At 65.4% G+C, this 26,234-nt stretch carries 24 protein-coding genes and 1 pseudogene; 13 read left to right on the top strand and 12 right to left on the bottom strand.

Features of this window, described 5'->3' with window-relative positions; all coding sequences use genetic code 11:
- Window positions 1–165 precede the first annotated feature (165 nt).
- Window positions 166–1,077 carry a LysR family transcriptional regulator gene (locus ACIPK7_RS09565; protein ID WP_184587549.1) on the bottom strand — a complete coding sequence of 304 codons (912 nt, stop codon included), beginning with the start codon at window positions 1,075–1,077 and terminating at the stop codon, window positions 166–168.
- Window positions 1,078–1,322: 245 nt separating this feature from the next.
- Here ACIPK7_RS09565 and ACIPK7_RS09560 point away from each other — a divergent pair, with 245 nt between their 5' ends.
- From ACIPK7_RS09560 to eco, 3 genes are all read left to right on the top strand, one after another.
- On the top strand, window positions 1,323–2,045 hold the full coding sequence (locus ACIPK7_RS09560; protein WP_401087352.1) for a tellurite resistance TerB family protein: 723 nt from the start codon (window positions 1,323–1,325) through the stop codon (window positions 2,043–2,045).
- Window positions 2,046–2,334: 289 nt separating this feature from the next.
- Window positions 2,335–3,072, top strand: a complete 738-nt coding sequence (locus ACIPK7_RS09555; protein ID WP_401087350.1) for a tellurite resistance TerB family protein — start codon at window positions 2,335–2,337, stop codon at window positions 3,070–3,072.
- Window positions 3,073–3,180: 108 nt separating this feature from the next.
- Window positions 3,181–3,663 carry a serine protease inhibitor ecotin gene (gene eco, locus ACIPK7_RS09550; RefSeq protein WP_401087348.1) on the top strand — a complete coding sequence of 161 codons (483 nt, stop codon included), beginning with the start codon at window positions 3,181–3,183 and terminating at the stop codon, window positions 3,661–3,663.
- Between the two features lie 40 nt (window positions 3,664–3,703).
- Here eco and ACIPK7_RS09545 read toward each other — a convergent pair whose 3' ends face one another.
- Entirely contained in the window at window positions 3,704–4,609 is a 906-nt protein-coding gene (locus ACIPK7_RS09545) for a LysR family transcriptional regulator (protein ID WP_192436189.1), read from the bottom strand.
- 124 nt (window positions 4,610–4,733) lie between these two features.
- Between ACIPK7_RS09545 and ACIPK7_RS09540 the strand changes: the two genes are divergently transcribed.
- Together ACIPK7_RS09540 and ACIPK7_RS09535 are read left to right on the top strand one after the other, a co-directional pair.
- Window positions 4,734–6,398, top strand: a complete 1,665-nt coding sequence (locus tag ACIPK7_RS09540; protein WP_401087346.1) for a GMC family oxidoreductase — start codon at window positions 4,734–4,736, stop codon at window positions 6,396–6,398.
- 126 nt (window positions 6,399–6,524) lie between these two features.
- A complete protein-coding gene (locus tag ACIPK7_RS09535) occupies window positions 6,525–8,147 on the top strand; it encodes an MFS transporter (RefSeq protein WP_401087344.1) in 1,623 nt (540 codons plus the stop codon).
- A gap of 214 nt (window positions 8,148–8,361) precedes the next feature.
- Here the strand turns inward: ACIPK7_RS09535 and ACIPK7_RS09530 are convergent, their stop codons facing one another.
- Entirely contained in the window at window positions 8,362–9,405 is a 1,044-nt protein-coding gene (locus ACIPK7_RS09530; protein ID WP_401087342.1) for an LLM class flavin-dependent oxidoreductase, read from the bottom strand.
- A 204-nt stretch (window positions 9,406–9,609) separates the two neighbouring features.
- On the opposite strand from ACIPK7_RS09530, the pseudogene ACIPK7_RS09525 reads away from it, so the two are divergent.
- Window positions 9,610–10,701: pseudogene (locus tag ACIPK7_RS09525) on the top strand (cache domain-containing protein); the annotation flags it as partial.
- 126 nt (window positions 10,702–10,827) lie between these two features.
- Window positions 10,828–11,556, top strand: a complete 729-nt coding sequence (locus ACIPK7_RS09520; RefSeq protein ID WP_401087403.1) for a methyl-accepting chemotaxis protein — start codon at window positions 10,828–10,830, stop codon at window positions 11,554–11,556.
- Window positions 11,557–11,900: 344 nt separating this feature from the next.
- On the opposite strand, the gene ACIPK7_RS09515 is transcribed toward ACIPK7_RS09520, so the two are convergent.
- Complete coding sequence (locus ACIPK7_RS09515) at window positions 11,901–12,386, bottom strand: flavin reductase family protein (protein WP_401087340.1); 486 nt, start codon at window positions 12,384–12,386, stop codon at window positions 11,901–11,903.
- A gap of 333 nt (window positions 12,387–12,719) precedes the next feature.
- Between ACIPK7_RS09515 and ACIPK7_RS09510 the strand changes: the two genes are divergently transcribed.
- Window positions 12,720–14,117, top strand: a complete 1,398-nt coding sequence (locus ACIPK7_RS09510; RefSeq protein WP_401087338.1) for a purine-cytosine permease family protein — start codon at window positions 12,720–12,722, stop codon at window positions 14,115–14,117.
- A 539-nt stretch (window positions 14,118–14,656) separates the two neighbouring features.
- Here ACIPK7_RS09510 and ACIPK7_RS09505 read toward each other — a convergent pair.
- A complete protein-coding gene (locus tag ACIPK7_RS09505) occupies window positions 14,657–14,950 on the bottom strand; it encodes a DUF1330 domain-containing protein (protein WP_401087336.1) in 294 nt (97 codons plus the stop codon).
- An 88-nt stretch (window positions 14,951–15,038) separates the two neighbouring features.
- Here ACIPK7_RS09505 and ribBA point away from each other — a divergent pair, with 88 nt between their 5' ends.
- From ribBA to ACIPK7_RS09480, 5 genes are all read left to right on the top strand, one after another.
- The gene (gene ribBA / locus ACIPK7_RS09500; protein WP_401087334.1) at window positions 15,039–16,148 is read left to right on the top strand and encodes a bifunctional 3,4-dihydroxy-2-butanone-4-phosphate synthase/GTP cyclohydrolase II; all 1,110 of its coding nucleotides are present in this window, start codon (window positions 15,039–15,041) and stop codon (window positions 16,146–16,148) included.
- 322 nt (window positions 16,149–16,470) lie between these two features.
- Window positions 16,471–17,496, top strand: a complete 1,026-nt coding sequence (locus tag ACIPK7_RS09495) for a polyamine ABC transporter substrate-binding protein (protein ID WP_401087332.1) — start codon at window positions 16,471–16,473, stop codon at window positions 17,494–17,496.
- Complete coding sequence (locus ACIPK7_RS09490) at window positions 17,481–18,431, top strand: ABC transporter permease (RefSeq protein ID WP_401087330.1); 951 nt, start codon at window positions 17,481–17,483, stop codon at window positions 18,429–18,431. Before ACIPK7_RS09495 ends, ACIPK7_RS09490 begins: the two co-directional genes overlap by 16 nt.
- 3 nt (window positions 18,432–18,434) lie before the next feature.
- The gene (locus ACIPK7_RS09485; protein ID WP_401087328.1) at window positions 18,435–19,244 is read left to right on the top strand and encodes an ABC transporter permease; all 810 of its coding nucleotides are present in this window, start codon (window positions 18,435–18,437) and stop codon (window positions 19,242–19,244) included.
- 17 nt (window positions 19,245–19,261) lie between these two features.
- A complete protein-coding gene (locus ACIPK7_RS09480) occupies window positions 19,262–20,404 on the top strand; it encodes an ABC transporter ATP-binding protein (protein ID WP_401087326.1) in 1,143 nt (380 codons plus the stop codon).
- A 193-nt stretch (window positions 20,405–20,597) separates the two neighbouring features.
- Here ACIPK7_RS09480 and ACIPK7_RS09475 read toward each other — a convergent pair whose 3' ends face one another.
- From ACIPK7_RS09475 to ACIPK7_RS09445, 7 genes are all read right to left on the bottom strand, one after another.
- A complete protein-coding gene (locus tag ACIPK7_RS09475) occupies window positions 20,598–21,161 on the bottom strand; it encodes an NUDIX hydrolase (protein ID WP_138212605.1) in 564 nt (187 codons plus the stop codon).
- 4 nt (window positions 21,162–21,165) lie between these two features.
- The gene (locus ACIPK7_RS09470; RefSeq protein ID WP_081517812.1) at window positions 21,166–21,918 is read right to left on the bottom strand and encodes a GntR family transcriptional regulator; all 753 of its coding nucleotides are present in this window, start codon (window positions 21,916–21,918) and stop codon (window positions 21,166–21,168) included.
- 82 nt (window positions 21,919–22,000) lie between these two features.
- On the bottom strand, window positions 22,001–22,390 hold the full coding sequence (locus ACIPK7_RS09465; protein WP_401087324.1) for a carboxymuconolactone decarboxylase family protein: 390 nt from the start codon (window positions 22,388–22,390) through the stop codon (window positions 22,001–22,003).
- Between the two features lie 187 nt (window positions 22,391–22,577).
- Complete coding sequence (locus ACIPK7_RS09460) at window positions 22,578–23,066, bottom strand: flavin reductase family protein (RefSeq protein ID WP_401087322.1); 489 nt, start codon at window positions 23,064–23,066, stop codon at window positions 22,578–22,580.
- A gap of 13 nt (window positions 23,067–23,079) precedes the next feature.
- A complete protein-coding gene (locus ACIPK7_RS09455; protein WP_401087320.1) occupies window positions 23,080–24,561 on the bottom strand; it encodes an aldehyde dehydrogenase in 1,482 nt (493 codons plus the stop codon).
- Window positions 24,558–25,391 carry an alpha/beta fold hydrolase gene (locus ACIPK7_RS09450; protein ID WP_081517816.1) on the bottom strand — a complete coding sequence of 278 codons (834 nt, stop codon included), beginning with the start codon at window positions 25,389–25,391 and terminating at the stop codon, window positions 24,558–24,560. Before ACIPK7_RS09450 ends, ACIPK7_RS09455 begins: the two co-directional genes overlap by 4 nt.
- Window positions 25,392–25,414: 23 nt before the next feature.
- Window positions 25,415–26,005 carry an amino acid synthesis family protein gene (locus ACIPK7_RS09445; protein ID WP_192436242.1) on the bottom strand — a complete coding sequence of 197 codons (591 nt, stop codon included), beginning with the start codon at window positions 26,003–26,005 and terminating at the stop codon, window positions 25,415–25,417.
- Between the last annotated feature and the right edge of the window lie 229 nt (window positions 26,006–26,234).

The raw sequence follows: 26,234 nt of genomic DNA, 5'->3' as shown, positions 1-26,234 counted from the left end.
CTCGTCTTTTATCTGTCTTGTTTTCGGTGGCCATCTGCGTGCTCCGGATGGGGCTATACCCGGAGCTGGCCCTTTGTATGAGGGCAGAGACTAGAGTCCGGGCGTGGGGTCGACAAATTCTAATTACTGAAAGCGGCGTTCGATAAAATCGAATGCTGTAAGCCTTTAGATCGAAAGGCGTTTTGCGTTGGGTTGTTCACGGGCGACGGTAAGGAAAGGGTCCACCAGTGCCGGCCGCGCAGTACCGCGACGCCACGCCAGGCCAACGTCGAGCGGCTCGGACAGGTCCACCAGCGGCCGCGCCTCAATGATGTCGCCTTCCAGCGACCAGGGGCGGTAGGTCATGTCCGGCTGGATCGATAGGCCCAGACCAGCGGCCACCAGGCTTCGCACCGCCTCCACCGACGCTGTGCGCAGCGTCACCTGCGGTACCAGCCCGGCGCGGGACCAGATGCGCTGGGTGTGCAGGCCCATCTCGTCGGCGTTCAGCTGGATCAATGGCTCGCCCGCCACATCGGCCAGGCCGATGCTGTCGCGCTCCAGCAGCGGGTGCTGCGCCGGCAGCCACAGACGGTGCGGCGAGTGGGTCAGCACCTCGGTCTGCAGGGCGTGGCGGTCTTCCAGGTTGGAGAGGATCAGCACGCCGACGTCGATCTCGCCGCTCACCAGCAGGTGCTCGATGTACGGGCGCTCGTCCTCCACCACGCGGGTCTGCACGTTGGGGTAGGCGCGCTGGAAGCGGTTGATCAGGTCCGCCAGGTAGTAACCCGCTACCAGGCTGGTCACGCCGATGGTCAGGCTGCCGGCCACCTGGTCGGTGCTCTGCTGCAGGCTGCGCTTGGCGTTCTCTACCGTGGCCAGGATCAGGTGCGCCTGGCGCAGGAACTGGTGGCCCTGGTGGGTCAGGGTCATGCCCTTGGCGTGGCGGTCGAACAGGCGCACGCCGATCTCCTCCTCCAGTTGCTGGATGGCGAGGGTCAGGGTGGACTGGGAAATGAACACCGCCTGGGCGGCGGCGGATATCGAACCGGTCTCGGCGACAGCGATGAAGTGGCGTATCTGGCGGAGCGTCATCATGGTGATTGGCCGCTGGTGCGCGGAGCCGCGATCTAGAGCCTTGTCTAGCCGGTCTCGGCGCCTCTCATTGTTGATTATCAAAAATATATAGGAGCATTCTTTTAAATCGAATGAAAGCGGCCCATTTGCCCTGCGGACCCGCCGGTAATAGCCCGCAATATCCGGAAGCACACTGTCGCTGCGCCACTGAGGCGCGCTGGACTAGAGTCGGAATCCACAATTTTCGATAGACAGTGGAGATCGCCATGAACACTCGCGGCCTGCTCGACCAGCTCCTCAGATCCGGCCAGGACCTCCTGCAGAGCAAGGGCGTGGCCCGGCAGGACGGTGCCCAGCAGTCCTCTTCGTCCGGCAAAGGCGGCGGCCTGGACCTGGGCAGCCTGCTCTCCGGTGCCGGTGGTGGCGCCCTGGCGGCGGGCGCGCTGGGCCTGCTGATGGGCAGCAAGAAGGCGCGCAAGATCGGCGGCAACGTCGTCACCTATGGTGGCCTCGCGGCGCTTGGCGTGCTTGCCTACAAGGCCTACGGCAACTGGCAGCAGAAGCAGGCCAGTGCCCCGCGCGGCGAGCCGCAGACCGTCGACCGCCTGCCCCCGGTGCAGGCCGAGCAGCACAGCCATGCCATCCTGCGAGCCATCGTCGCTGCCGCGAAGGCCGACGGACATATCGATGATCGCGAACGCCAGCTGATCGACGGCGAGATCGCCAAGCTCACCGGCGACGTCGAACTGCAGGGCTGGCTGGACCGCGAACTGGCCAAACCGCTGGACCCGGCCGAAGTCGCCCGCGCCGCCACCAGCGAGGAAATGGCCGCCGAGATGTACCTGGCCAGCCTGCTGATGGTCGACGAGACCAGCTACATGGAACGTGCCTACCTCGACGAGCTAGCCCGCCAGTTGAGCCTTGATGCCGGCCTCAAGGTCGAACTGGAAGCCCAGGCGCAGAAGGCGCTGGACGCCGTCCCCGCGTGACCTTGCTCGCAATCGCCGGCTGAAGTCGGCGCCGGGCGACAATCGCCTGGCTGGCTAACTCTCGCGGCGGCAGGCTTCGCCCCGGGTGTCCCGCCCTGACACCCGGCCGGCGAACGGCGCTGGCACATCGGTGTGGCGGGACTATCGTTGCCCAACGCATAGCGAGAGTTGTCATCTCATGAATGCTGGTTCTCTTTTCGAACAACTGCTCAAGGCAGGACAGAGCTCATTGCTGCAACAGGTTGGCGACGCCGCCCGGCGCGCCACGCAAGCCGGCGAGGGTCACTCAATGAACACTGCAGATCTACTGGAACAATTGCTGCGCGGCAGCCAAGGCGCGGCGACACAACAGAGCGGCGGCGCCGGAGGCCTGGGCGGCCTCGGCGGGTTGCTGGGTGGGTTGCTGGGCGGCTCATCCGGCGGCGCCGGCGGTGGGCTCGGCGGCCTGGGCGGCGTACTGGGCGGCATGCTCGGGGGCGGTATGAACAGCGGCGGCGCCCCGCAAGGCCGCACGGGCAGCAGCGGCGGCATCAACTACGCCATGCTCGCCTCCCTCGGCATGATGGCCTTCCAGGCTTATCAGAATTACCAGCGCCAGCACCCGGCTGCCGCGCCGCAGCAGCAGTCGCTGATGACCGTGGACCAGCTCTCTGGCCCGGAAGCCGAGGCCCACAGCCATGCGATCCTGCGCGCGATGATCGCCGCCGCCAAGGCCGACGGTCGCATCGATGAAAAGGAAAAAGCCGCCATCCAGGCCGAGATCGCCCGCCACACCGATGAGCCGGAGCTGCAGGACTGGCTCGACGCCGAGGTGCGCAAGCCGCTTGACGCCGCTGAAGTTGCCGAGTCTGCCCAGGGCGACCCGGCCGTGGCCGCCGAGATGTACCTGGTCAGCGTGATGCTGGTGGATGATCAGCAGGATACCGAGCGCACCTACCTGGACGAACTTGCCTACAACCTCAACCTCGCCCCGGAACTCCAGGCCCACCTGGAGCAGCAGGCCAAGGCCGGCGGTGAAGTGGCTTGATACAACTCAGCACGCAGATGTAGGAGCGCTCGTACAGTTTGACGGTCAGATCGCTCGGACGAACGCACCACGCGGTGCGTTCGTTCTTCATTTCTGCAAGGAGGCTTCATGCCGTTCGTACGTTTCACCCTCCCCACCGCGCTGCTGCTCAGCGCCACCGCCACCTTCGCCAGCGCCGCCAAGCTGGAAGACGTTGCGCCTTATCCCAAGGCCGAGGACGGCTTCGTGCGCCAGGTCATCCACCTGCCCAAGCAGGCGCAGGAAGAGAACTTCAAGGTCGAGATCCTCGCCGGCAAGACGCTGACCGTCGACTGCAACCGCCAGCGCCTTGGCGGCAGCCTGGAAGAGAAGACCCTGGAAGGCTGGGGCTACACCTACTACCGCCTGGACAAGGTCAGCGGCCCGGCCAGCACCCTGATGGCCTGCCCGGACGGCAAGACCCGCAAGGACTTTGTCCCGGTGGTCGGCGATGGTTTCGTGCTGCGCTACAACAGCAAGCTGCCCATCGTGATCTACGTGCCCAAGGACATCGAGGTCCGCTATCGCCTGTGGTCGGCGTCCGAGAAAGTCGAGAAGGCCCGCGCCGAATAACGCTATCCCCTGTAGGAGCGAGCAAGCTCGCTCCTACAGGTCAGGCCAATGACGTCGTTTGGCCGCCCACCAGAATCCCCTGCTCACGCCCGCAGACTTCCACCAGGAAATCCCACACCAACCTCAGCCGCACCGAGCGGTGCAGTTCGCGCCGGGTGCACATCCAGTATTCGCGTTCGATGAACTCCTCCGGCAGCACCGGCATCAGTCGCGGGTCGTGCAGGCCCATGTACTGCGGGAGGATGGCGATGCCGATGCCAGCCTGGGCGGCCTGTTGCTGGGCGACCACGCTGGTGCTGCGGAACACCACCTGCGGGTGGCGGCAGAAACTGTGGTGGAACAGCAGTTCCTGGCTGAACAGCAGGTCGTCGACGTAGCCGATCCACGGGTGGCGGCTGAGGTCTTCGCGGTCGCGCAGGGGCGGGGCGTTTTCCAGGTAGGCGGGGCTGGCGAACAGGCTCAGGCGGTAGCGGGTGAGCAGGCGGCTGATGACCAGGTCGGCGCTGGGACGTTCCAGGGTGATGGCGATGTCTGCTTCGCGGTTGGTGATGCTGACGAAGCGCGGCACCGATACCAGTTCCACTTCCAGGCCAGGATAGCGCTGCATCAGTTCGCCCAGGCGCGGGGCGAGGAACATGGTGCCCAGGCCCTCGGTGACACCGATGCGCACCTGCCCCAGCGGTGAGATGGCCTGGCTCATTTCCTCCTGAGCGAGGAGGGCGGTGTTCTCCATGGCCTCGGCGTGCTTGAGCAGTGCTTGGCCGGCTGGGGTGAGCTGGTAGCCGCCGGTGTGCTGGGCGAACAGCTGGGTGCCGAGGTCGCGCTCGATGCTCTCGATATGCCGCGCCACGGTGGCGTGGGTGGTGCCCAGGCGCTTGGCGGTGGTCAGCAGGCGGCCGCTGCGATGCAGCTCCAGGAAGTAGCGCAGGTCATTCCAGTCGAACATCGCGGCAGTCCTTGTTGTTAGAAAACGCACAGCAGCTGACTCGAAACGACTGTTCTTTTATCACGAACGAACGACTAGGCTCGGTTTTCAGATAACAAGAACAAGCACGACGAGGTACTTCTCCATGCCCCAGGCACTGGATGCTTATGACTACCTGATCGTCGGCGCGGGCCCCGCCGGCTGCCTGCTGGCCAATCGTCTGTCCGCCGACCCTGCCAACCGCGTGCTGCTGCTCGAAGCCGGCGGCCCGGACAACTATCCCTGGATCCATATTCCCGTCGGCTACCTCTATTGCATCGGCAACCCGCGCACTGACTGGTGTTTCGACACCGAACAGGTGCCGGGCCTGAACGGCCGCGCGATCAAGTACCCGCGCGGACGCACCCTCGGTGGCTGCTCGTCGATCAACGGCATGATCTACATGCGCGGCCAGGCGCTGGACTATGACGGCTGGGCCGCCGAGGGCAACCCCGGCTGGGCCTGGAACGACCTGCTGCCGCTGTTCATGAGGATGGAGGACCACTTCGCCGGGTCGAGCGAGCTGCACGGCTCGGGCGGCGAATGGCGGGTGGAGAAGCAGCGGTTGTCGTGGGCGATCCTCGATGCCTTCCGCGAGGCGGCGGCGCAGTCTGGGGTCCGCTCGGTGGATGACTTCAATGGCGGCGACAACGAGGGCTGCGGTTACTTTCAGGTGAATCAGCGCTCCGGTGTGCGCTGGAACGCCTCGAAGGCCTTCCTGCGGCCTATCGCCAACCGGCCTAATCTCACCGTGCTGACCAACGTCGAGGCACAGCGCGTGCTACTGGAGAACGGCCGCGCCGCTGGGCTGAAGGTGAACTGGCAGGGCACGCGGCGCGAACTGCGCGCCAAACGCGAGGTGATTCTCTGCGCCGGTGCGATCAACACGCCGGTGCTGCTGCAACGCTCGGGCATCGGCCCGCGCGATCTGCTGGAGAAGCACGGCGTCGGCGTGCGACATGAGCTTTCCGGCGTCGGCGGCAACCTGCAGGACCACCTGCAACTGCGCCTGATCTACCGCATGAACGGCGCGCCCTCGCTGAACCAGATCGCCTCGACGCTGTGGGGCAAGATGGGCATGGGCCTGGAGTACCTGCTCAAGCGCAGCGGCCCGCTGTCCATGGCACCCAGCCAGCTGGGCGCGTTTGCCAAGTCCGACCCCGGCCAGCGTTCGGCCAACCTCGAATACCACGTGCAGCCGCTGTCGCTGGAGCGCTTCGGCGAACCCCTGCACAGCTTCCCGGCGTTCACCGCTTCGGTGTGCGACCTGCGCCCGCTGAGTCGGGGCACAGTGACATTGCGTTCGGTGGACCCGCGCGACAAGCCGGTGATCCAGCCCAATTACCTGAGCCACCAGCAGGACCTGCGGGTGGCCGCCGATGCCATTCGCCTCACCCGCCGCATCGCCGCTGCGCCGGCGCTGGCGCGCTACCAGCCGGTGGAGTTCAAACCCGGCCCGGACTACCAGACCGAGGAAGACCTGCACCGCGCCGCCGCCGAAATCGGCACCACCATCTTCCACCCGGCCGGCACCTGCCGCATGGGGCAGGGCGAGGGCGCGGTGGTGGACAGCCAGCTGCGCGTGCACGGCATCCCCGGCCTGCGCATCGCCGATGCTTCGATCATGCCCAGCCTGACCTCCGGCAACAGTTGCTCGCCGGTGCTGGTGATCGCGGAAAAGGCCGCGCAGATGATTTTGAGCGAACCCGCGCGTGGCGCGGAGGTCATCCCTTCCAGTGGGCACACACAGGAGGAAGCTCCGGTGGCGTGACGGTGATCCCGTCTGCCCACTTTTTTATTTGGCGTGTAGCAACTCAACGGTATCGCGCGGTGTGAAAACCGTGGCAGTCGAGGCTGACAAAAACAAAAGCCCCCAGAAGGGGCAGGAGAGCCCGTAATGACCGATGTAGCACAGACCAGCTCCTACGAGCGGCCCGCGACCTCCCGTCGCGACGAGCGCAAGGTGATCTTCGCCTCGTCGCTGGGCACGGTATTCGAGTGGTACGACTTCTTTCTCTACGGATCGCTGGCGGCCATTATCGCCAAGCACTTTTTCGCGGGGGTCAACGACACCACCGCCTTCATCTTCGCCCTGCTGGCGTTCGCCGCCGGCTTCCTCGTCCGCCCGTTCGGCGCACTGGTGTTCGGCCGCCTGGGGGACATGATCGGGCGCAAGTACACCTTCCTCGTCACCATCCTGCTGATGGGCCTGTCGACCTTCGCGGTGGGCCTGCTGCCGGCCTACGCCACCATCGGCGTGGCGGCGCCGATCATCCTCATCGTGCTGCGCCTGCTGCAGGGCCTGGCGCTGGGCGGTGAGTACGGCGGCGCGGCGATCTATGTGGCCGAGCACGCGCCGGACCACAAGCGCGGCGCCTACACCAGCTGGATCCAGTGCACCGCCACTGGCGGCCTGCTGCTTTCGTTGGTGGTGATCTGGGGTTGCCGCCAGATCACCGGCGCCGAGTTCGAGACCTGGGGCTGGCGCCTGCCGTTCCTGATTTCCATCGTGCTGCTGGGCATCTCCACCTGGATTCGCCTGTCCATGCAGGAGTCGCCAGCGTTCCTGAAGATGAAGGCCGAGGGCAAGGTGAGCAAGTCGCCGCTCAAGGAGTCGTTCACCAACTGGAGCAACCTGAAGATCGTCCTGATCGCCCTGTTCAGCATCAACGCCGGGCAGGCGGTGACCTTCTACGCGGCGCAGTTCTACGTGATGTTCTTCCTCACCCAGGTACTCAAGGTCGACCCGGCGCTGTCCAACGGTCTGCTGATCATCTCCCTGGTGATCGGTGCGCCGCTGTTCGTGCTCATGGGCTGGCTGTCGGACAAGGTCGGGCGCAAGCCGGTGCTGATCACCGGCCTGCTGCTGGCCACGGTGCTGTACTTCCCGCTGTTCAAGGCGCTGACCCACTACGCCAACCCGCAGATCGATGCGGCCTCGCGCCAGGCGCCGGTCACCGTGATGGCGGACCCGGCCACCTGCACCTTCCAGTTCGACCCGGTGGGCAAGGCCAAATTCGACAGCGCCTGCGACAAGGCCAAGACCCTGCTGGTGAAGGGCGGCGTGCCCTACAGCACGGTGGCCGCGCCGGCCGGCAGCGAGCTGGTGGTGACCGTCGGCGAGATGCGCCTCGAGGGCTTCGACGCCGCCGCGCTGGGCGCTGCGGTGAAGGATGCCGGCTACCCGACCGTGGCTGACTCTTCGCTGGTGAACCGGCCGATGGTGGTGGCGATCATCGTCGCGCTGATCTTCATCGCTACCTGCTGCTACGGCCCGCTGGCGGCGCTGATGGTCGAGCTGTTCCCGACGCGCATCCGCTACACCTCGCTGTCGCTGCCGTATCACATCGGCAACGGCTGGTTCGGCGGACTGCTGCCGACCATCTCGTTCGCGCTGGTGGTGTACACCGGCAACATCTTCTACGGCCTGTGGTACCCGGTGCTGATCACGGCGATGAGCCTGGTCTGCTCGCTGCTGTTCCTGAAGGAGACCAAGGACAACGACATCCACGCGGATTGAGCCTCGGCTGAGGTGAAAGGGCCCGGCGGATGCCGGGCTTTTTCGTTTGACGCTGGAATTCCATGGTAGAGCGCGCCATGCGCGCGATCGCGGGCATCGCCGGTTCCCACAAGGTGGCACCGGAGCTGGGCGAGCAAGCTCGCTCCTACAGGGAGGCACGGTGCCGCAAATACAAAAGGCTCCCGAAGGCGCCTTTTGTGGCGAGCAGCGACGATCAGCGGAAAGCCGGCACCACGTGCTTGATGAACAGCTCCAGCGACTTTTTCTTCTGCGCATACGGCAGGCTGTTGTCGGCCCAGAAGCTGAACTCGTCCACGCCCAGTTCCTGGTAGTGGCGGATGCGCGCGATGATTTCTTCCGGGGTGCCGATCATGGTGTTCTTGCGGATGTTCTCCAGCTCGAACTCCGGACGCTCCTTGAACTTCTCCTCGGGGCTGGGCGGTAGCAGACCGTTGACTGGCGTCTGCTTGTTGCCGAACCAGGCGTCGAAGGTGCGGTAGAAGCGCGAGATGGCCTCGGCACCGACCTTCCAGCCTTCCGGATCGTCCGCGGTGTGCACGTGGGTATGGCGCAGCACCATCAGTTGCGGGCGCGGCACATTCGGGTTGTTGGCCAGTGCGGCTTCGAATTTGTTCTTAAGATCGACGACTTCTTCGTCGCCTTTCATCAGCGGAGTGACCATTACGTTGCAGCCGTTGGCCACCGCGAAGTTGTGCGAATCCGGGTCGCGGGCGGCGATCCACATTGGCGGGGTCGGTTTCTGGATCGGGCGCGGCGAGGAAGTGGAGGTGGGGAACTTCCAGATCTCTCCTTCGTGGGCGACGTCGCCCTGCCACAGCGCTTTCACCACCGGGACCATCTCGCGCAGGTACTTGCCGCCGTCGCCGGCCGGCATGCCGTTGGCCATGCGGTCGAACTCGTACTGGTAGGCGCCGCGGGCCAGGCCCACTTCCATGCGGCCATTGCTGATCACGTCGAGCAGGGCGCATTCACCCGCAACGCGGATGGGGTGCCAGAACGGCGCGATGATGGTGCCGGCGCCCAGGCGGATGGTCTCGGTGCGCGCGGCGAGGTAGGCCAGCAGCGGCATCGGGCTCGGCGAGATGGTGTACTCCATGGCGTGGTGCTCGCCGATCCAGACGGTGGAAAAGCCACCGGCCTCGGCCATCAGCGTCAGTTCGGTGAGCTCTTCGAACAGCTGGCGGTGGCTGGGCTGGTCGTCGTAGCGCTCCATGTGCACGAACAGGGAAAACTTCATATCGCTTACCTCGAACCTTTCTTGTATCCGGCGCGGCAGCCGGCGGGAGATGCGCAGGCACGCATCGCTGCTTTTCGGCGGTCAGGCGCGACGGCGGAGAACAACGGCCGGTTTACGCGCTAGGGAATCCGTTGCATATTGGTATACCATAATACGGGATGTCTGCAAGGCGTTTCTGCCGCGAGCAGACCAAGGGAGTAAGGGATGAACCTCAAACAAAAACTGATCCTCGCGTTTTCCGCCATCGCCAGCTTGCCGGTGATCCTGGTTGCCGTACTGGTGATCCTCAACTTGCGCGGCGAGGCCCGGGACAGCTTCATCGACGGCAGCAGCCGGGAGATCCGCCAGGTCGAGAACGCCATGCAGCTGTTCTTCGATGGCATCACCCAGAACGTCGAATATCTGGCCAGCCATCCGCAGCTGGCGGCCATCGACGGCAGCCTCAAGCAGTACATCGCCAGCGATGCCGCGCAGCATCCTACCGGCGAGCTGGACAAGCGCGTCTTCGACCTCTTCAGCGGGCTGGCGCAGAGCCACCCGGATTACGCCTACGTTTCCCTCGGCACGCGCGAGGGCGGCTACAGCTTCTGGCCGGGCGATGCCAAGCTGGCCAACTACGATCCGCGCACCCGTCCGTGGTACCAGGCGGCGATGGCCCAGCCGGGCAAGACCCTGCGCACCAAGGCCTACTACTGGGCGGCGGACAAGGTGGTGCTGGTGAGCAGCGTGCGTACCTTCGCCAACCAGTTCGGCCCTCAGGGCGGGGTGGTCAACATCGACGTCTCGCTCAAGCGCCTGACCGATATCGTCAAGGCGATCCGCCTGGGCGAATCCGGCTACCTGATGCTGATGGAAGGCGATGGCACCATCCTGGTCGACCCGCACAACCCTGATAACAACTTCAAGCAACTGGGCGAACTGGGCGGCGATTTCCAGCGCCTGGCCAGCGCGCAGAAGGGCCTGGTGGAGGTGGATATCGGCGGCGAGCCTTACCTCGCCAACGTCTGGCCGTCCGAGACCCTGGGGTGGCGTTTCGTAGGACTGGTCAAGGAGAGCGAAGTGATGAGCGCGGCGACCCGCCTGACCTGGGGCATCGCCCTGATAGCCGTAATCATCGCGCTGGTGTTTGCCGGCCTCGGCTCGCTGTTCGCTGGGCTGGTTGTACGCCCGGTGCGCGCGGTAGCCGCCGGCCTGGAAGGCATCGCCCAAGGCGATGGCGACCTCACCGGACGCCTGGCCGTGCGCGGCCGCGACGAGACGGCGCAGCTGGCTGGCTGGTTCAACCAGTTCCTCGATGCTATTCGTGCGCTGGTGCAGAGCATCGGCACCGCCGCTGGCAGCATTCACCAGAGTTCGGGCAGCAGCCGCGAGACTTCGCAGGCGCTGGCCGATACCGCCGCTCGCCAGCGCGAGGCGGTGGACATGGTCTCCACCGCGTTCAACGAAATGGTGATGACGGCCAACGAGGTCGCGCGCTCCTGCAGCCAGGCGGCGGAATCCGCCGACAGCGGCCAGCGCCAGGCCCACGATGGCCAGCAGCAGATCGACGATGCCGTGGACAGCGTGGGCCGCCTGAGCGAGGAGATCGCCCACTCCGCCGACGCCATGCGCCAGCTGGAGCAGGACAGCAACGACATCCAGTCGATCCTCGGCACCATCCGTTCCATCGCCGAGCAGACCAACCTGCTGGCGCTCAATGCGGCCATCGAGGCGGCGCGCGCGGGCGACCAGGGCCGGGGTTTTGCCGTGGTGGCCGACGAGGTGCGCGCGCTGGCGCGGCGCACGGCGGAATCCACCGGGGAGATCGACAACCTGCTCGGCACCCTGGCGCGCCGCACCCACGACACCGGGCGGCAGATGCAGTCGAGCCTGGAGGCGTCGCAGCGCACCGTGGGTTCGATCCGCGAGGCGCGCGCCTGCTTCGGGGCGATCCGCGAGTCGGTGGACGTGATCCGCGACATGAACGCCCAGATCGCCACCGCCGCCGAAGAACAGCACCAGGTGGCCGAGGAGATCAATCGGCACATCAGCCAGATCCACCGTGACGCCCAGGAAGTCGCCGGCCTGGCGGACGCCACGCGGGGCGATGCGCAGACGCTGGGCGGGTTGTCCGATGAGCTGAACCGGCTGGTGTCGCGGTTCAGGACCTGAGGCACGAGACGGGCTCGCGAAGGCGGGCCCTTTTTCTTGGCCGATGAGCGCGCTCCTACAATTTGCACCTTCACCACCCTGTGCCCTGGTGAGGGCGGATTCCGCAGCGCGGGATTTCGCGGACTAGGTCCGTTCCTACAAACGTGCCTCGTGGCAATCGTAGGGGCGGATAACGCTCTAGCGTTATCTGCCGCAGCAGCGGCGGATAACCTATTCCAGGTTGTTTGCCCTAGGCCCGGGCTTTCCGGTTGGGGCAGGGCGCTTCGCTAATCTTCGGGCCAAAGAAAAGCCCCTTCTCACTCCCGCAAGAAGGGGCCTGCGCCGGACGGCGAAAGATCAGGCGGTCAGGCGAAAGCCTGCAGCGCGCCCATCTTTCCGCGGCAGTAAATCATCGGGGTGATCTGCTGGTCCGGCACGATCAGGTTCTTCACCGCGCCGACCAGGATGGCGTGGTCACCGCCTTCGTATTCGCGCCACAGTTCGCATTCGATGATGGCGGTGGCATTTTCCAGCAGCGGGTTGCCGCGTTCGCTCAGGGTCCATTCGATGCCCTGGGACTTGTCCTTGCCCTTGCTGGCAAAGGCGTAGGCCTCGCCCTTCTGGTCCGCGGAGAGCAAGTGGATGGCGAAGTGCTTGCGGCGGATCAGCACCGGGTAGGAGTCGGAGCTGTAGTTGGGGCAGAACAGCACCAGTGCCGGGTCCATCGACAGGGAGCTGAAGGCACTCGCGGTGAGGCCGACCACCTGGCCATCGTCGTCCATCGTGGTGATGACGGTGACGCCGGACGGGAAGGAGCCCATGACTTGTTTGTAGGCAGCGTGGTCGATCATTGCGAGTACCTGTCTTGTGAGCCGGCCATCGGGAGCGGTCGTTTAGTCTGATGGTATACCGTAATACTTCGAAAGCAAGCCCTTTCTTTTCCCGATGGATGGACGGTGAAAGGCCGACTGTCGGCTGGAGGCTACGGAATACGGGGCTTCCGCCGATAGGGTGGGTGTCCGCCAGACACCCCGTTGGCACCATTCGACCAACGGTTACTCAGAAATACCTTGCCTGGTATTTGGAATACCATAATATTGCTTCCGTCACCGCAGCGCCGTTTCTGCCCGATTCAGGGCGCCGGATGACCAGACCTTACAAAGACAATAAGCAAGGCAAAAACGATGTCCGATACTCCGTTGATCGAGAACCATACCGTCGATTACGTGCCGCCGGCCGAGCGTCATGGGCGCTCCCGCGACCTGTTCACGCTGTGGTTCAGCACCAACATCGCACCGCTGCCGGTGGTCACCGGCGCGATGGCGGTGCAGGTGTTCCATCTCGACCTGCTCTGGGGGCTGATCGCCATCGTCCTGGGGCACATGTTCGGCGGCGTGTTCCTCGCCCTGGCATCGGCGCAGGGCCCGCAGATGGGCATCCCGCAGATGGTCCAGAGCCGGGGCCAGTTCGGTCGTTACGGCGCCTTGCTGATCGTGTTCTTCACCGCGCTGATCTACGTCGGCTTCTTCATTTCCAACATCGTCCTGGCGGGCAAATCGATCCAGGGCCTGGTGCCGGCGACCCCGACGCCCGTTGCGATCATCCTCGGCGCGCTGAGCGCCACCGCCATCGGCGTGATCGGCTACCGCTTCATCCACACCCTCAACCGCATCGGCACCTGGGTGATGGGCGGCGCGCTGCTGCTGGGCTTCGTCATCATGCTCGGCGGCGACCTGCCGGCGGACTTCCTGTCCCGCGGCGCCTTCAACCTGTCCGGCTTCCTGGCCACCCTGTGCCTGGGCATCATCTGGCAGATCAGCTTCGCGCCCTACACCTCGGACTACTCGCGCTACCTGCCGGCCAGCGTCGGCATCGGCAAGCCATTCCTGGCGACCTTTGCCGGCGCGGTGGCGGGCACCAGCCTGTCGTTCAGCTTCGGTGCCGTCGCCGTGCTGGCGACCCCCGAAGGCAACGACGCGATGGTCGCGGTCAAGCAGGCCACGGGGCTGTTCGGCCCGGTGCTGATGCTGCTGTTCCTGCTCAACATCATCAGCCATAACGCGCTGAATCTATATGGCGCGGTGCTCTCCATCGTCACCTCGATCCAGACCTTTGCCGGCAGCTGGACGCCCAGCGTGCGGGTGCGCGTGGCGTTGTCCTCGGTGGTGCTGGCGGGCAGCTGCCTGATGGCGCTGGGAGCCTCGGCGAACTTCATCTCGCAGTTCATCGGCCTGATCCTGGCGATGCTGATCGTGCTGGTGCCCTGGGCCTCGATCAACCTGATCGACTTCTACCTGATCAAGCGCGGCCGCTACGACATCAACTCGATCTTCCGTCGCGACGGCGGCGTGTACGGGCGTTTCAACCCGCACGCGATCATTGCCTACTTCATCGGCATCATCGTCCAGTTGCCGTTCGCCAATACCTCGCTGTTCGTCGGCCCGTACGCCAACTACATCGACGGGGTGGACCTGTCGTGGCTGGTCGGCCTGCTGGTGACCGTCCCGCTGTACTACTGCCTGGCCACCCGCGGCCAGGCCCGCGAAGTCGGCCAGCCGGTGGCGCTGGGGATCGCGGAATAAGGTTTCGACTTGGGTTTTACACTCTCTGCCCCGCCGGGTTTCGGTGGGGCTTTTTTTGCCTGTGCGGTATAGCGCCTGATCCGCTATCGACTGCCTGGGCGTTGGTATTTCTGCGCCGCGTCGGAGTGCGCGCTGAGCCTGTGGTTTCGCCCCCTCGGGCGACCTACTTTGGCAAACGCCCCAAAGTAGGCAAAAGTCTTGCCCCGGACATCCGGTTTTTCGCTTAAGCGAAAAATTCCCTCGTTGAAGCAGAGTTTCAGGGGCACGCTGCGAAGGGCCGTCCCTGGCCCATCGCAGCTCTCGCGACATCCATGTCGCTCAACCCCTGAAACTCCGCTTCAACGAGGCCTCCTGAACGGGGCAGTCGGAGTGTGCGGATGTTTCTCTTGAGGGCCTCAAGAGCCAAAGCGGAGCATCGGCTCTTCGTAGGAGCGAACTTGCTCGCGAACCGCATGGCACAGCACTCCCTGTAGGAGCGGGCCATGCCCGCGATCCGTCGGCAGGGCCGACGGCAATCCAACTCGCCCATGGCCGGGGCCTTACCCCTCGAATCCCTCGACGATAACGATATCCGCCTTCGCCACGCCCTGCCGGTGCGCGCAGGCCTCCTGGTATTCCGCCGAGCGGTAGCAGGCCACCGCCTGCTCATAGGAATCGAACTCGATCACCACGCTACGCTGAGGAGTAGGGCGCCCCTCCAGCGCTTCGGAGCGGCCGCCGCGGGCGAGGAACCTGCCGCCGTACTGGGCGAAGGCCGCCGGGGCGCGGCGGGTGTATTCGCTGTATTGCTGAGGGTTGGTGATATCGACGTGAGCGATCCAGTAAGCCTTCATGTTCACCTCTGCTTGCTGCTGTTTCGGATAAGAAATGTATTATGGTATACCAGATTTTTTCATCCACGATTCAGCCGAGTACCGCACCATGCCGTTCGACCGCATCGAAGACATCATCGAAGACTACCGCCAGGGCAAGATGGTGCTCCTGGTCGACGACGAAGACCGTGAAAACGAGGGCGACCTGCTGCTCGCCGCCGAGCGCTGCACGCCCGAGGCCATCAACTTCATGGCCCGCGAGGCGCGTGGGCTGATCTGCCTGACGCTGACCGACGAACACTGCGTGCGCCTGGGGCTGGAGCAGATGGTGCCAGCCAACGGCAGCGCCTATTCCACCGCCTTCACCGTGTCCATCGAGGCCGCCACCGGCGTTTCCACCGGTATCTCCGCCGCCGACCGTTCGCACACCGTGCTCACCGCAGTGAAACCGGGTGCCCGTGCCGAGGACCTGGTGCAGCCCGGCCACATCTTCCCCCTGCGCGCCCGCGAAGGCGGCGTGCTCACCCGTGCCGGCCACACCGAAGCGGGCTGCGACCTGGCGCGCCTCGCCGGCCTGACTCCGGCCTCGGTCATCGTCGAGGTGATGAACGACGACGGCAGCATGGCCCGTCGCCCTGACCTGGAAGCCTTCGCCAAGCGCCACGGCATCCGCATCGGCACCATCGCCGACCTGATCCACTACCGCCTGAGCAACGAGCACACCGTCGCGCGCATCGGCGAGAGCGAACTGCCCACCGTGCACGGTAGCTTCCGTCTGGTCACCTACGAGGACCGCATCGAAGGCGGCGTGCACATGGCCATGGTGATGGGCGACATTCGGCGCGACGAGCCGACCCTGGTGCGCGTGCACGTGATCGACCCACTGCGCGACCTGGTCGGCGCCGAGTACACCGGGCCGAAGAACTGGACGCTCTGGGCCGCTCTGCAGAAGGTCGCCGAAGTCGGCCATGGCGTGGTCGTGGTGCTGGCCAACAACGAATCCTCCCAGGCGCTGCTGGCCCGCGTGCCGCAGCTGACCCAGGCGCCGCGGCAGTTCACCCGCTCGCAGTCGCGCATCTATTCGGAAGTCGGCACCGGCGCGCAGATCCTGCAGGACATCGGCGTCGGCAAGATTCGCCACCTCGGCGCACCGCTGAAGTACGCCGGCCTCACCGGCTACGACCTGGAAGTCGTGGAAACGCTGCCTTTCGAGGGCTGATCCGTTCGTCCGCTCGCCGTGCTGGCGTTTTGCCAGAAAACTTCAATGCGGCGAGTGTGAAAAAAGATTTCCTTTCCAATCAATAACCTGAGCAACACGAGGAACGGCGCGGTGTTCACCCAAGCTTCGCTGCCACGATGGCCGGTGTCGCCGGGGACTTGCGGAAAGTTTGGAATACCATAATATGACATTCCGTAGGCCTTACAGTTTCTGCCCGTCAGCGCGCCACTCCATCGCAACCTGACGACGCTCCGGCCACCTGCTCCAGACAGGCGTTCCACGAAGACCGCCGTGAACAATCACAACAATGAGGGCAAGCAAGATGGTGTTCAAAAAACGTGCGATGGCGGTCCTGACCGCTGCGTTCCTCGGCGCAACCGGCACCGCTGCCTTCGGCGCCGACAGCCTCAGCTTCGTCAGCTGGGGTGGTACCACCCAGGATGCGCAGAAGCAGGCCTGGGCCGAACCCTTCAGCCAGTCCACCGGCATCCCCGTGGTGCAGGACGGCCCCACCGACTACGGCAAGCTCAAGGCCATGGTGGAGAGCGGCAACGTTCAGTGGGACGTGGTCGACGTCGAAGCCGACTTCGCCCTGCGCGCCGCCGCCGAAGGCCTGCTGGAGCCCCTGGACTTCAACACCATCAAGCGCGACCGCATCGACCCGCGCTTCGTCTCCGACCATGGCGTCGGTTCCTTCTATTTCTCCTTCGTGCTCGGCTACAACCAGGGCAAGGTTGGTGGCAAGCAGCCGCAGGACTGGTCGGCGCTGTTCGATACCACCACCTATCCAGGCAAGCGCGCGCTGTACAAGTGGCCGAGTCCCGGCGTGCTGGAACTGGCCTTGCTGGCCGACGGCGTAGCCAAGGACAAGCTCTACCCGCTGGACCTGGACCGCGCCTTCAAGAAGCTCGACACCATCAAAAAGGACATCGTCTGGTGGGGCGGCGGCGCGCAGTCGCAGCAACTGCTCGCTTCCGGCGAAGCGACCCTCGGCCAGTTCTGGAACGGCCGCATCTACGCCCTGCAACAGGACGGCGCTCCTGTCGGCGTGAGCTGGAAGCAGAACCTGGTCATGGCCGATTTCCTCGTGGTGCCCAAGGGCGCCAAGAACAAGGACGCGGCGATGAAGTTCCTGGCCAACTCCAGCAGCGCCAAGGGCCAGGCCGACTTCGCCAATCTGACCGCCTACGCTCCGGTGAACCTGGACAGCGTCGGCCAACTCAAGGCTGACCTCGCGCCGAATCTGCCCACCGCCTACGCGCAGGAACAGATCACCCTCGACTACGCCTACTGGGCGAAGAACGGCCCGGCGATCGCCGCACGGTGGAACGAATGGCTGGTCAAGTGAAAATGGCTGTGATGCAGCCGGGCCAGGCAACCGGAGGCGCAGCCCGCGCCGCCGGCACGCCGGCCCCGAAGGCAGAACCCATGCGACAGGATGAAGTGCTCACCCACCGCTGGCGCGGCTTCCGCAATCTGCTGCCGGCGCTGCTGTTCCTCGGCCTGTTCTTCCTCGCCCCACTGATCGGCCTGCTGCTGCGCGGCGTGCTGGAGCCGACCCTGGGCCTGGACAACTACGCCCAGCTGTTCGCCAACTCGGCGTACTCGCGGGTGCTGTTCAACACCTTCGCGGTCGGCGCGCTGGTCACCGTGATCAGCCTGCTGCTGGGCTTCCCGCTGGCCTGGGCGATCACCCTGGTGCCGCGCGGCTGGGGACGCATGCTGCTGAACATCGTGCTGCTGTCGATGTGGACCAGCCTGCTGGCGCGCACCTACTCCTGGCTGGTGCTGCTGCAGGCCTCGGGGGTGATCAACAAGACTCTGATGGCGCTGGGCATCATCGACCAGCCGCTGGAACTGGTGCACAACCTCACCGGCGTGGTGATCGGCATGAGCTACATCATGATCCCGTTCATCGTGCTGCCGCTGCAGGCCACCATGGCCGCCATCGACCCGATGGTGCTGCAGGCCGGTTCGATCTGCGGCGCCAGTCCCTGGACCAACTTCTTCCGGGTATTCATCCCGCTGTGCCGGCCGGGTCTGTTCTCCGGCGGCCTGATGGTCTTCGTTATGTCCCTGGGTTACTACGTCACCCCGGCGCTGCTGGGCGGGGCGCAGAACATGATGCTGCCGGAGTTCATCGTCCAGCAGGTGCAATCCTTCCTCAACTGGGGCCTGGCCAGCGCCGCCGCCGCGCTGCTGATCGCCATCACCCTGGTGCTGTTCTACCTCTATCTGAAGCTGCAGCCGGAATCCCCGGTAGCTTCCAGTAGCGCGAGGTAAGCCATGCTGCTCTCACCCAATGCCATGAGCCGGCGCATGCGCGTCGGGCTCTACCTCACGACTGGCACCATCGCGGTCTTCCTGCTGCTGCCCATCGTGTTCATCGTCCTGTTGTCGTTCGGCTCCTCGCAGTGGCTGGTGTTCCCGCCGCCGGGCTGGACGCTGAAGTGGTACGGCCAGTTCTTCTCCAATCCCGAGTGGATGAGCGCCGCACTGGCCAGCCTGAAGGTGGCGATCCTCACCACTATCTGCTCGGTCGCCCTGGGTCTGCCCACCGCGTTCGCCCTGGTGCGTGGCAAGTTCCCCGGTCGCGAGCTGCTCTATGGGCTGTTCACCCTGCCGATGATCGTGCCGCTGGTGATCATCGCGGTGGCGGTCTACGCGCTGTTCCTCAAGCTCGGCTACACCGGCACGCTGTTCTCCTTCGTGGTCAGCCATGTGATCGTCGCGCTGCCCTTCACCATCATCTCGATCATCAACTCGCTGAAGCTGTTCGACCAGTCCATCGAGGACGCCGCGGTGATCTGCGGGGCGTCGCGCCTGCAGGCGGTGATCAAGGTAACCTTCCCGGCGATCCGCCCCGGCATGGTGGCCGGCGCGCTGTTCGCCTTCCTGGTCTCCTGGGATGAAGTGGTGCTGAGCGTGATGATGGCCAGCCCGACCCTGCAGACCCTGCCCGTGAAAATGTGGACCACCCTGCGCCAGGACCTGACCCCGGTGATCGCCGTCGCATCGACGCTGCTGATCGGCCTGTCGGTGCTGGTGATGGTGATCGCCGCCGCCCTGCGCCGGCGCAACGAAATCCGCGCCTGAGCGCCGAGGTAAATGCCATGAGTGCCGTGATCCAAGAATCCCGCGAGCAGCAGACCCTGGTCAGCCTGCGCAACCTGAACAAGTTCTATGGCGACTTCACCGCCGTGGACAACATCTCCCTCGACATCCAGGACGGCGAGTTCCTCACCTTCCTCGGCTCCAGCGGCTCGGGCAAGAGCACCACGCTGTCCATGCTGGCCGGCTTCGAGACGCCCAGCAGCGGCGAGATCCTGGTCGAAGGCCAGTCGCTGGTGAACGTGCCGCCGCACAAGCGCGACATCGGCATGGTGTTCCAGCGCTACTCGCTGTTCCCGCATCTGTCGGTGCGCGACAACATCGGTTTCCCGCTGGACATCCGCAAGCAGAAGGGCGCCGAGCGCGACCGTCGCGTCGACGCCATGCTCAAGCTGGTGCAGCTGGACAAGTTCGCCCACCGCCGCCCGGCGCAGCTCTCCGGCGGCCAGCAGCAACGCGTCGCCATCGCCCGCGCGCTGGTCTACGAGCCGCGCATCCTGTTGATGGATGAACCCCTCGGCGCGCTGGACAAGAAGCTGCGCGAAGACCTGCAGGACGAACTGCGCCACCTGCACCGTCGCCTGGGCATCACCATCGTCTACGTCACCCACGACCAGGAAGAAGCCATGCGCCTGTCCCAGCGCATCGCCATCTTCAGCCACGGCAAGATCGTCGGCCTGGGTAGCGGTTACGACCTCTACCAGAACCCGCCGAATGCCTTCGTGGCGTCCTTCCTCGGCAACTCCAACTTCCTTCGCGCCCGTGCCCATGGCAACGCCGCGGCGGAGTTCGAAGGCCGCGCAGTGGCCATCCGCCCGACCGCGAACCTGCACGAGGGCCAGGACATTCTGCTGATGGTGCGCCCGGAGAAGGCTCAGGTGCTGAGCCCGGCCCAGGCTGCTGCCACGCCGCTGGCGGCGGGCTGGAACGAGATTCCGGCGAAGGTTGCCGAGACGGTGTTCCTCGGCGAGAGCCTGACCTGCAGTGTGGTTACCGCCAGTGGTGCGGCGCTGACGTTGAAAGAGCTGTCCGGCAACATCCAGCCGCTGGCCCCCGGAAGCGAAGTCCGCGTGCGCTGGGCCGCCGCCGATGCGTGCGTGTATGACCAGTGGAACGAGAGCGACCTGACCAAGGGCGCGCATTGATTCGATTCTGACGTTTCATCCCTTGAACCCCCGGTTTCCCTCGTGGAGCCGGGGGCTTTTTTTGCCCGGAGTTCTTGCGGGCGACGGTGGCATCTGGGTGAATCGTCGGCCCTGCCGACAGATCGCGTGCAGGGCACGCTCCTACAGGTTGGAATCGGGTGACAGGGTTTGTTGTTCGCCGCAGCGTTGGGCGTTAGCGAATGAAGTGCACCTTGCCGGTGTCGTCATTGCCCATGTAGATGCCGTACACCCCGGCCTGGCGCTCCTCGATGTAGCGTTCGAGGATCTGCCGGATGGCCGGGTAGTAGATGCATTCCCAGGGGATTTCCTCGGGGGCGAAGAACTTCACCTGCAGGGTCTCGGGGCCGTGCTCGCCGGTTTCCTCGATCACGCTGGCGCGGAAGATGATGTAGACCTCGCTGATCTTCGGCACGCTGAAGATGGAGTAGGGCGAGACGATGTCGGCGCGTACGCCGGTTTCTTCCCAGACTTCGCGCAGGGCTGCCTGTTCGGTGGTTTCGCCGTTTTCCATGAAACCGGCCGGCAGCGTCCAGGTGCCCGGGCGCGGCGGGATGCCGCGCTGGCAGAGCAGGTACTTGCCGTCGCGCTCGATGATGCAGCCGGCAATGACCTTGGGGTTCTCGTAGTGGATGTAACCGCAGCCCGCGCAGATCAGGCGCTCATGGGTATCCCCCGGCGGGCACTGGCGGCTGAGGCCGCCACTGCCGCAAGCGGGACAGAAGCGCGGGGCGGGCATGGCGTCAGCGGCCTATGCGCGGCTCTTTGAGCGCGATGGGGGTGGCGATGTCGCGCACGTTGCCGGCGCCGTCCTGCTTGGAGCGCAGGTAGTCCAGGGCGACCTTGGCGGCGGCGCGGACGTGGTCGACCGAGGCCTGGTGAGCCGCGACCGGGTCGCCGCTCTTGATCGCCTCGACCATGCGCTCCATTTCCTGGTTGCTGGCGGCGCGGCGGTTTTCCTGGGACACGGAGGTGGCCCGCAGGTAGCTGATGCGCGCCTGCAACTGGCGCAGCTGGGTGGCGGCGGTGCGGTTGCCCGAGCCTTCGAGCAGCACGTCGTAGAAGCCCTGCACGGATTCGATCACCTGCTGCAGCTCGCCGTCTTCGAGCGCCTGGCGGTTCTCTTCCAGCGCGCGCTCCAGGTTGCGGATGTCGCGGGCCTTGGCGTTCAAGGTGAAGAGCTGGACGATCAGGCCTTCGAGCACGCAGCGCAGCTCGTAGATGTCGACCGCGTCTTCCAGGGTGATGATGGCGACGCGCGGACCCTTGGCATCGGCGAACTCCACCAGGCCCTCGGACTCCAGGTGGCGTAGCGCCTCGCGCACCGAAGTGCGGCTGACGCCCAGGCGATCGCACAGATCGCGCTCCACCAGGCGGTCGCCTGGCAGCAGCTGGAAGTTGAGGATGGCGCCGCGCAGCTTGTCGAGGACGATTTCGCGCAGGGTGACGGGGTTGCGATTGACCTTGAAGCTATCGTCGAGTGGCAAGCGTTTCATGGGGTCCGCTCTGTGTTCTGGCTGTCCATAGGGAGGACGATGGAGCACCCTGGAGTGCCCTATCGTCAAGTCGGCCCAGCAATCAACCACGTTCCTCGGCGTCGGCCTCGGCGAAGGCTTCGCGGGCGAGGCGGAAACTGTCCACCGCCGCGGGAACCCCGCAATAGATGCCGACCTGCAGGAGGATCTCGCGGATCTGCTCGCGGGTTAACCCGTTACGCAGAGCGCCGCGCACGTGCAGCTTGAGTTCGTGGGGGCGGTTGAGTGCCGAAATCATCGCCAAGTTTATCATGCTGCGTTCCTTGAGCGATAAGCCGTCCCGGCCCCAGACGTGGCCCCAGCAGTACTCGGTGACCATCTCCTGGAGGGGGCGGGTGAAGTCGTCGGCGTTCTGGATCGACTTGCTGACGTAGGCCTCGCCCAGCACCTGGGTGCGGATGGCCAGGCCTTTTTCGTATTTCTCGTTGCTCATCGGTAGCTCCTTTCTATCCCTGTAGGGGCGAGGGGGACGCCATCGTTATTGCTCGCGAAGCCGCCCAGCATCGGTGACGCCGGGAGATCCGTTCGCAAGCAAGCCCGCTCCCACGAAAAGCGCCAGCCCCTGGGCTGGAATAAAAAAGGCCGCTGCCGAGGGTGATGGCGAGCGGCCCAGGAAAGCGTTAGCCGGCTATCTCCGGCAGCGCGCCGAGCTTGCCGCGGTGATAGACCATCGGGGTGACCTCCTGCTCCGGCAGGATCAGGTTCTTCACCGCGCCGACGATGATCGCGTGATCACCGCCGTCGTACTCGCGCCACAGCTCGCATTCGATGATCGCGGTGGCTTTGGTCAGCAGCGGGTTGCCCAGTTCGCTCAGGCGCCACTCGATGCCCTTGGCCTTGTCCTGGCCCTTCTTGGCGAAAGCGTAGGCCTCCGCCTGCTGGTCGGCGCACAGCAGGTGGATGGCGAACTGCTTGCTGTCGCGCAGGATCGGATAGGTGTCCGATTCGTAGTTGGGGCAGAACAGCACCAGCGCCGGATCGATCGACAGCGCGCTGAACGCGCTGGCGGTGATGCCGACGATCCTGCCGTCGGCGTCCAGGGTGGTGACCACGGTGACGCCGGACGGGAAGGAGCCCATCACTTCTTTGTAGATGCCAGGTTCGATCATCTCGTCGCTCCTCTTAGCGCATCACGAAGGGATCAGGCATGGGCGCCTGCGAGAGGTTGATCCACACCGTCTTCAGCTCGGTGTAGGCCAGCACCGAATCGATGCCGCTCTCGCGGCCGTAGCCGCTGTTGTGGAAGCCGCCGATGGGCGCCATGACGGACACCGCGCGGTAGGTGTTGACCCAGATGATCCCGCTGCGAACGCCACGGGCCATGCGGTGGGCGCGGCCCAGGTCGCGGGTCCAGATGCCGGCGGCGAGGCCGAACTGCGAGTCGTTGGCCATGGCCAGCGCTTCGGCTTCGTCCTTGAAGCGGATCACCGAGGCGACCGGACCGAAGACTTCTTCCTGCATGATCTTCATCGAGTGGCTGTCGCACTCGAACAGGGTCGGTTCGTAGAACCAGCCCTCGGAGTCGATTTGCGGACGCTTGCCGCCCAGGCGCAGGCGGGCGCCTTCGGCCAGGGCGTCGGCGACCAGGCCTTCGACCACGGCGAGCTGCTGCGCGGTGGCCATGGGGCCCATCTCGCTCTGCTCGTCCTGCGGGTTGCCGATGCGGATGCGCTGGGCGCGCTCCACCAGGCGGGCGACGAACTCGTCGTAGATCTCGTCCTGCACCAGCAGGCGCGAGCCGGCGACGCAGCTCTGCCCGGAGGCGGCGTAGATGCCGGCCACGGCGCCGTTGATGGCGCTGTCGAGGTCAGCGTCGGCGAAGATGATGTTGGGCGACTTGCCACCCAGCTCCAGCGACAGCTTGGCGAAGTTCTCCGCGCTGCTACGCACCACGTGGCGCGCGGTGGCAGCGCCGCCGGTGAAGGCGATCTTGCGCACCAGCGGATGGCGGGTGAGCGCCGCACCGGTGCTCGGGCCGAAGCCGGTGACCACGTTGACCACGCCGGCCGGGATGCCGGCTTCGGTGGCCAGGCGGGCCAGTTCGAGGATGGTCGCCGAGGCGTGTTCGGACGGCTTGAGCACGATGGTGTTGCCGGCGGCCAGGGCCGGGGCCAGCTTGATCGCGGTCAGGTACAGCGGGCTGTTCCACGGGATGATCCCGGCGACCACGCCCAGCGGCTCGTGCACCGTGTAGGCGAACAGGTCGGGCTTATCCAGCGGCAGGGTGCCGCCTTCGAGCTTGTCGGCAAGGCCCGCGGTGTAGTGGAAGAACTCCGGCAGGTAGCCGACCTGGCCGCGGGTCTCGCGGATCAGCTTGCCGTTGTCGCGGCTTTCCAGCTGCGCCAGGTGTTCCTTGTTCTCGGCGATCAGGTCGCCCAGGCGGCGCAGCAGCTTGCCGCGGGCGGTGGCGGTGAGGCCACGCCAGGCCGGGTCGTTGAAGGCGCGCTGGGCGGCCTGCACGGCGCGCTCGACGTCGGCTTCATCGGCATCGGGCAGTTCGGCCCAGGCTTGCGCGCGGGCGGGGTCGAGGCTCTCGAAGGTCTTGCCGGAGACGGCGTCGACCCACTGGCCATCGATGAACATCTGGAAGCGTGCGAGGGTCATGCGACATTCCCCTGTACGTGATTCTTGGAAACCTGCGCCTGTTGCAGGAAGTCGAGCAGCATCTGGTTGACCAGCCGCGGCGACTCCACCGGCATCATGTGGCGCTGTTCGTCGAGCACCGTCACCTTGGCGCCCGGAATGCGTTCGGCGAGCTCGGTGGCCATCTTCGGCGTCGAGCCCGGGTCCAGCTCACCGGTGGCGACCAGGGTCGGCACCTTGATGCTGCCCAGGTCGTCCACGCGGTACATGTCCTGCGTGGCGAACAGGGTGTAGGTAGTCAGATAGCCCTGCGGATCGTTGCTGGCAAGGGTCTGGCGGATCGCGGCGATCTGCGCCGGATTGGCGGCCTGGTACTCGCGGCTGAACCAGCGCGACAGGGCGGCCTCGGCGTTGGCGTCCGGGCCGTGTTCGGCGGCTTGGCGGGTCCGCTCGATCACCCCGGCGCGCTGTTCGGCGCTGCGGTTGAACACGCTGTTCAACACGACAAGGCCGTCCAGGCGCTCGGGGTAGTGCAGGGCGAAGGCCCGCGCCACCAGACCACCCATGGAGAAGCCGATGACCGTGGCACTGGTCACGCCCAGGTGGTCGAGCAGCTCGCGCAGCTGGTCGGCGTAACCGACCAGCCCACAGTCCGGCTGCGGCAGCTGACTCGCGCCATGGCCAAGCATGTCATAGGCGATGACCTGGAAATGCGGGGCCAGACCGACGATCTGGCCGCCCCACATTTCCTTGTTCAGGCCGACGCCGTGGATCAGTACCACGGGGTGGCCCTGGCCGGTCGCCAGGTAACTGGTGCCGGCCGGTGTGCGTTCAGCGGTGAGCCGAATCATGGAGCGCTCCTGCACGGTATGGATCACTGAGCCTGTTCGGCGGCCAGTTCTTCCAGGTCGATGTAACGGTTGCCGATGCGCGGGTGCAGACGGCCACCGTCCGCGGCGCCCAGTACCACGACGATCTCGTCGGCGCGCGGGGCGTCTTCGATCTGCATTTCCAGGGTGATGTAGTGCGAGCGCAGGCCTTCATCTTCCTTGTGCATCATCGGGATCTGGATCGAGGTGCCCGGGCCGCCGCGCTTGTTGGTGAAGCTCAGGTAGCTCTTGGCGTCCACCGCCTGGCGGTAGTGGTTGCCGAAACGCAGGGTGTGGATGACGGCAGAGGCGTGCTCGATCTCGCCGTCGGCGCCGACCACGGCGGCTTTGCCGTAGGCCTGGATCTTGTCAGCACCACCGATGGCGGCGGTCAGGCGCTCGACCATCAGCGCACCCAGCTCGGAGCAGTTGGCCTTGATCTCGGGCTTCAAGTCTTCGACGAAGCCGCGGCCGGCCCACGGGTTCTTGATCACCACGGCCAGGCCGACCATGGTCACCGGGGTGTCGGTGGCCTTGCCGGCTTCGATGAAGGTCTGCTCGCTGTAGGTGACGATCTTGCGAATCTCGAAACTCATGGGTCGCTCCAGTTGTGACTTCGGCTGGGTTGGGGAAGGGATTCGGTATCATGGTATACCATAATACGGTTTGCGCAAGGCGTATTTGCCTTGGGGCGGAGCGGCCAAAGCCAGCCGTGGCGGGTGGTGCGTGGGAGTGCGGGAAAGGCAGGCGACAGGCGGTCGCCGGGAGAAACCGCCGTTTCGGCGGCTTCGGCGGCGCGGTATCCTTGGCGCCATCAGCCGGCGC

The sequence above is a fragment of the Pseudomonas sp. NPDC086581 genome, from assembly GCF_044746165.1.
GTDB lineage: Bacteria > Pseudomonadota > Gammaproteobacteria > Pseudomonadales > Pseudomonadaceae > Pseudomonas.
Note: the sequence above shows the minus strand (reverse complement) of the source record. Positions and strands in the feature narration are given on the sequence as shown.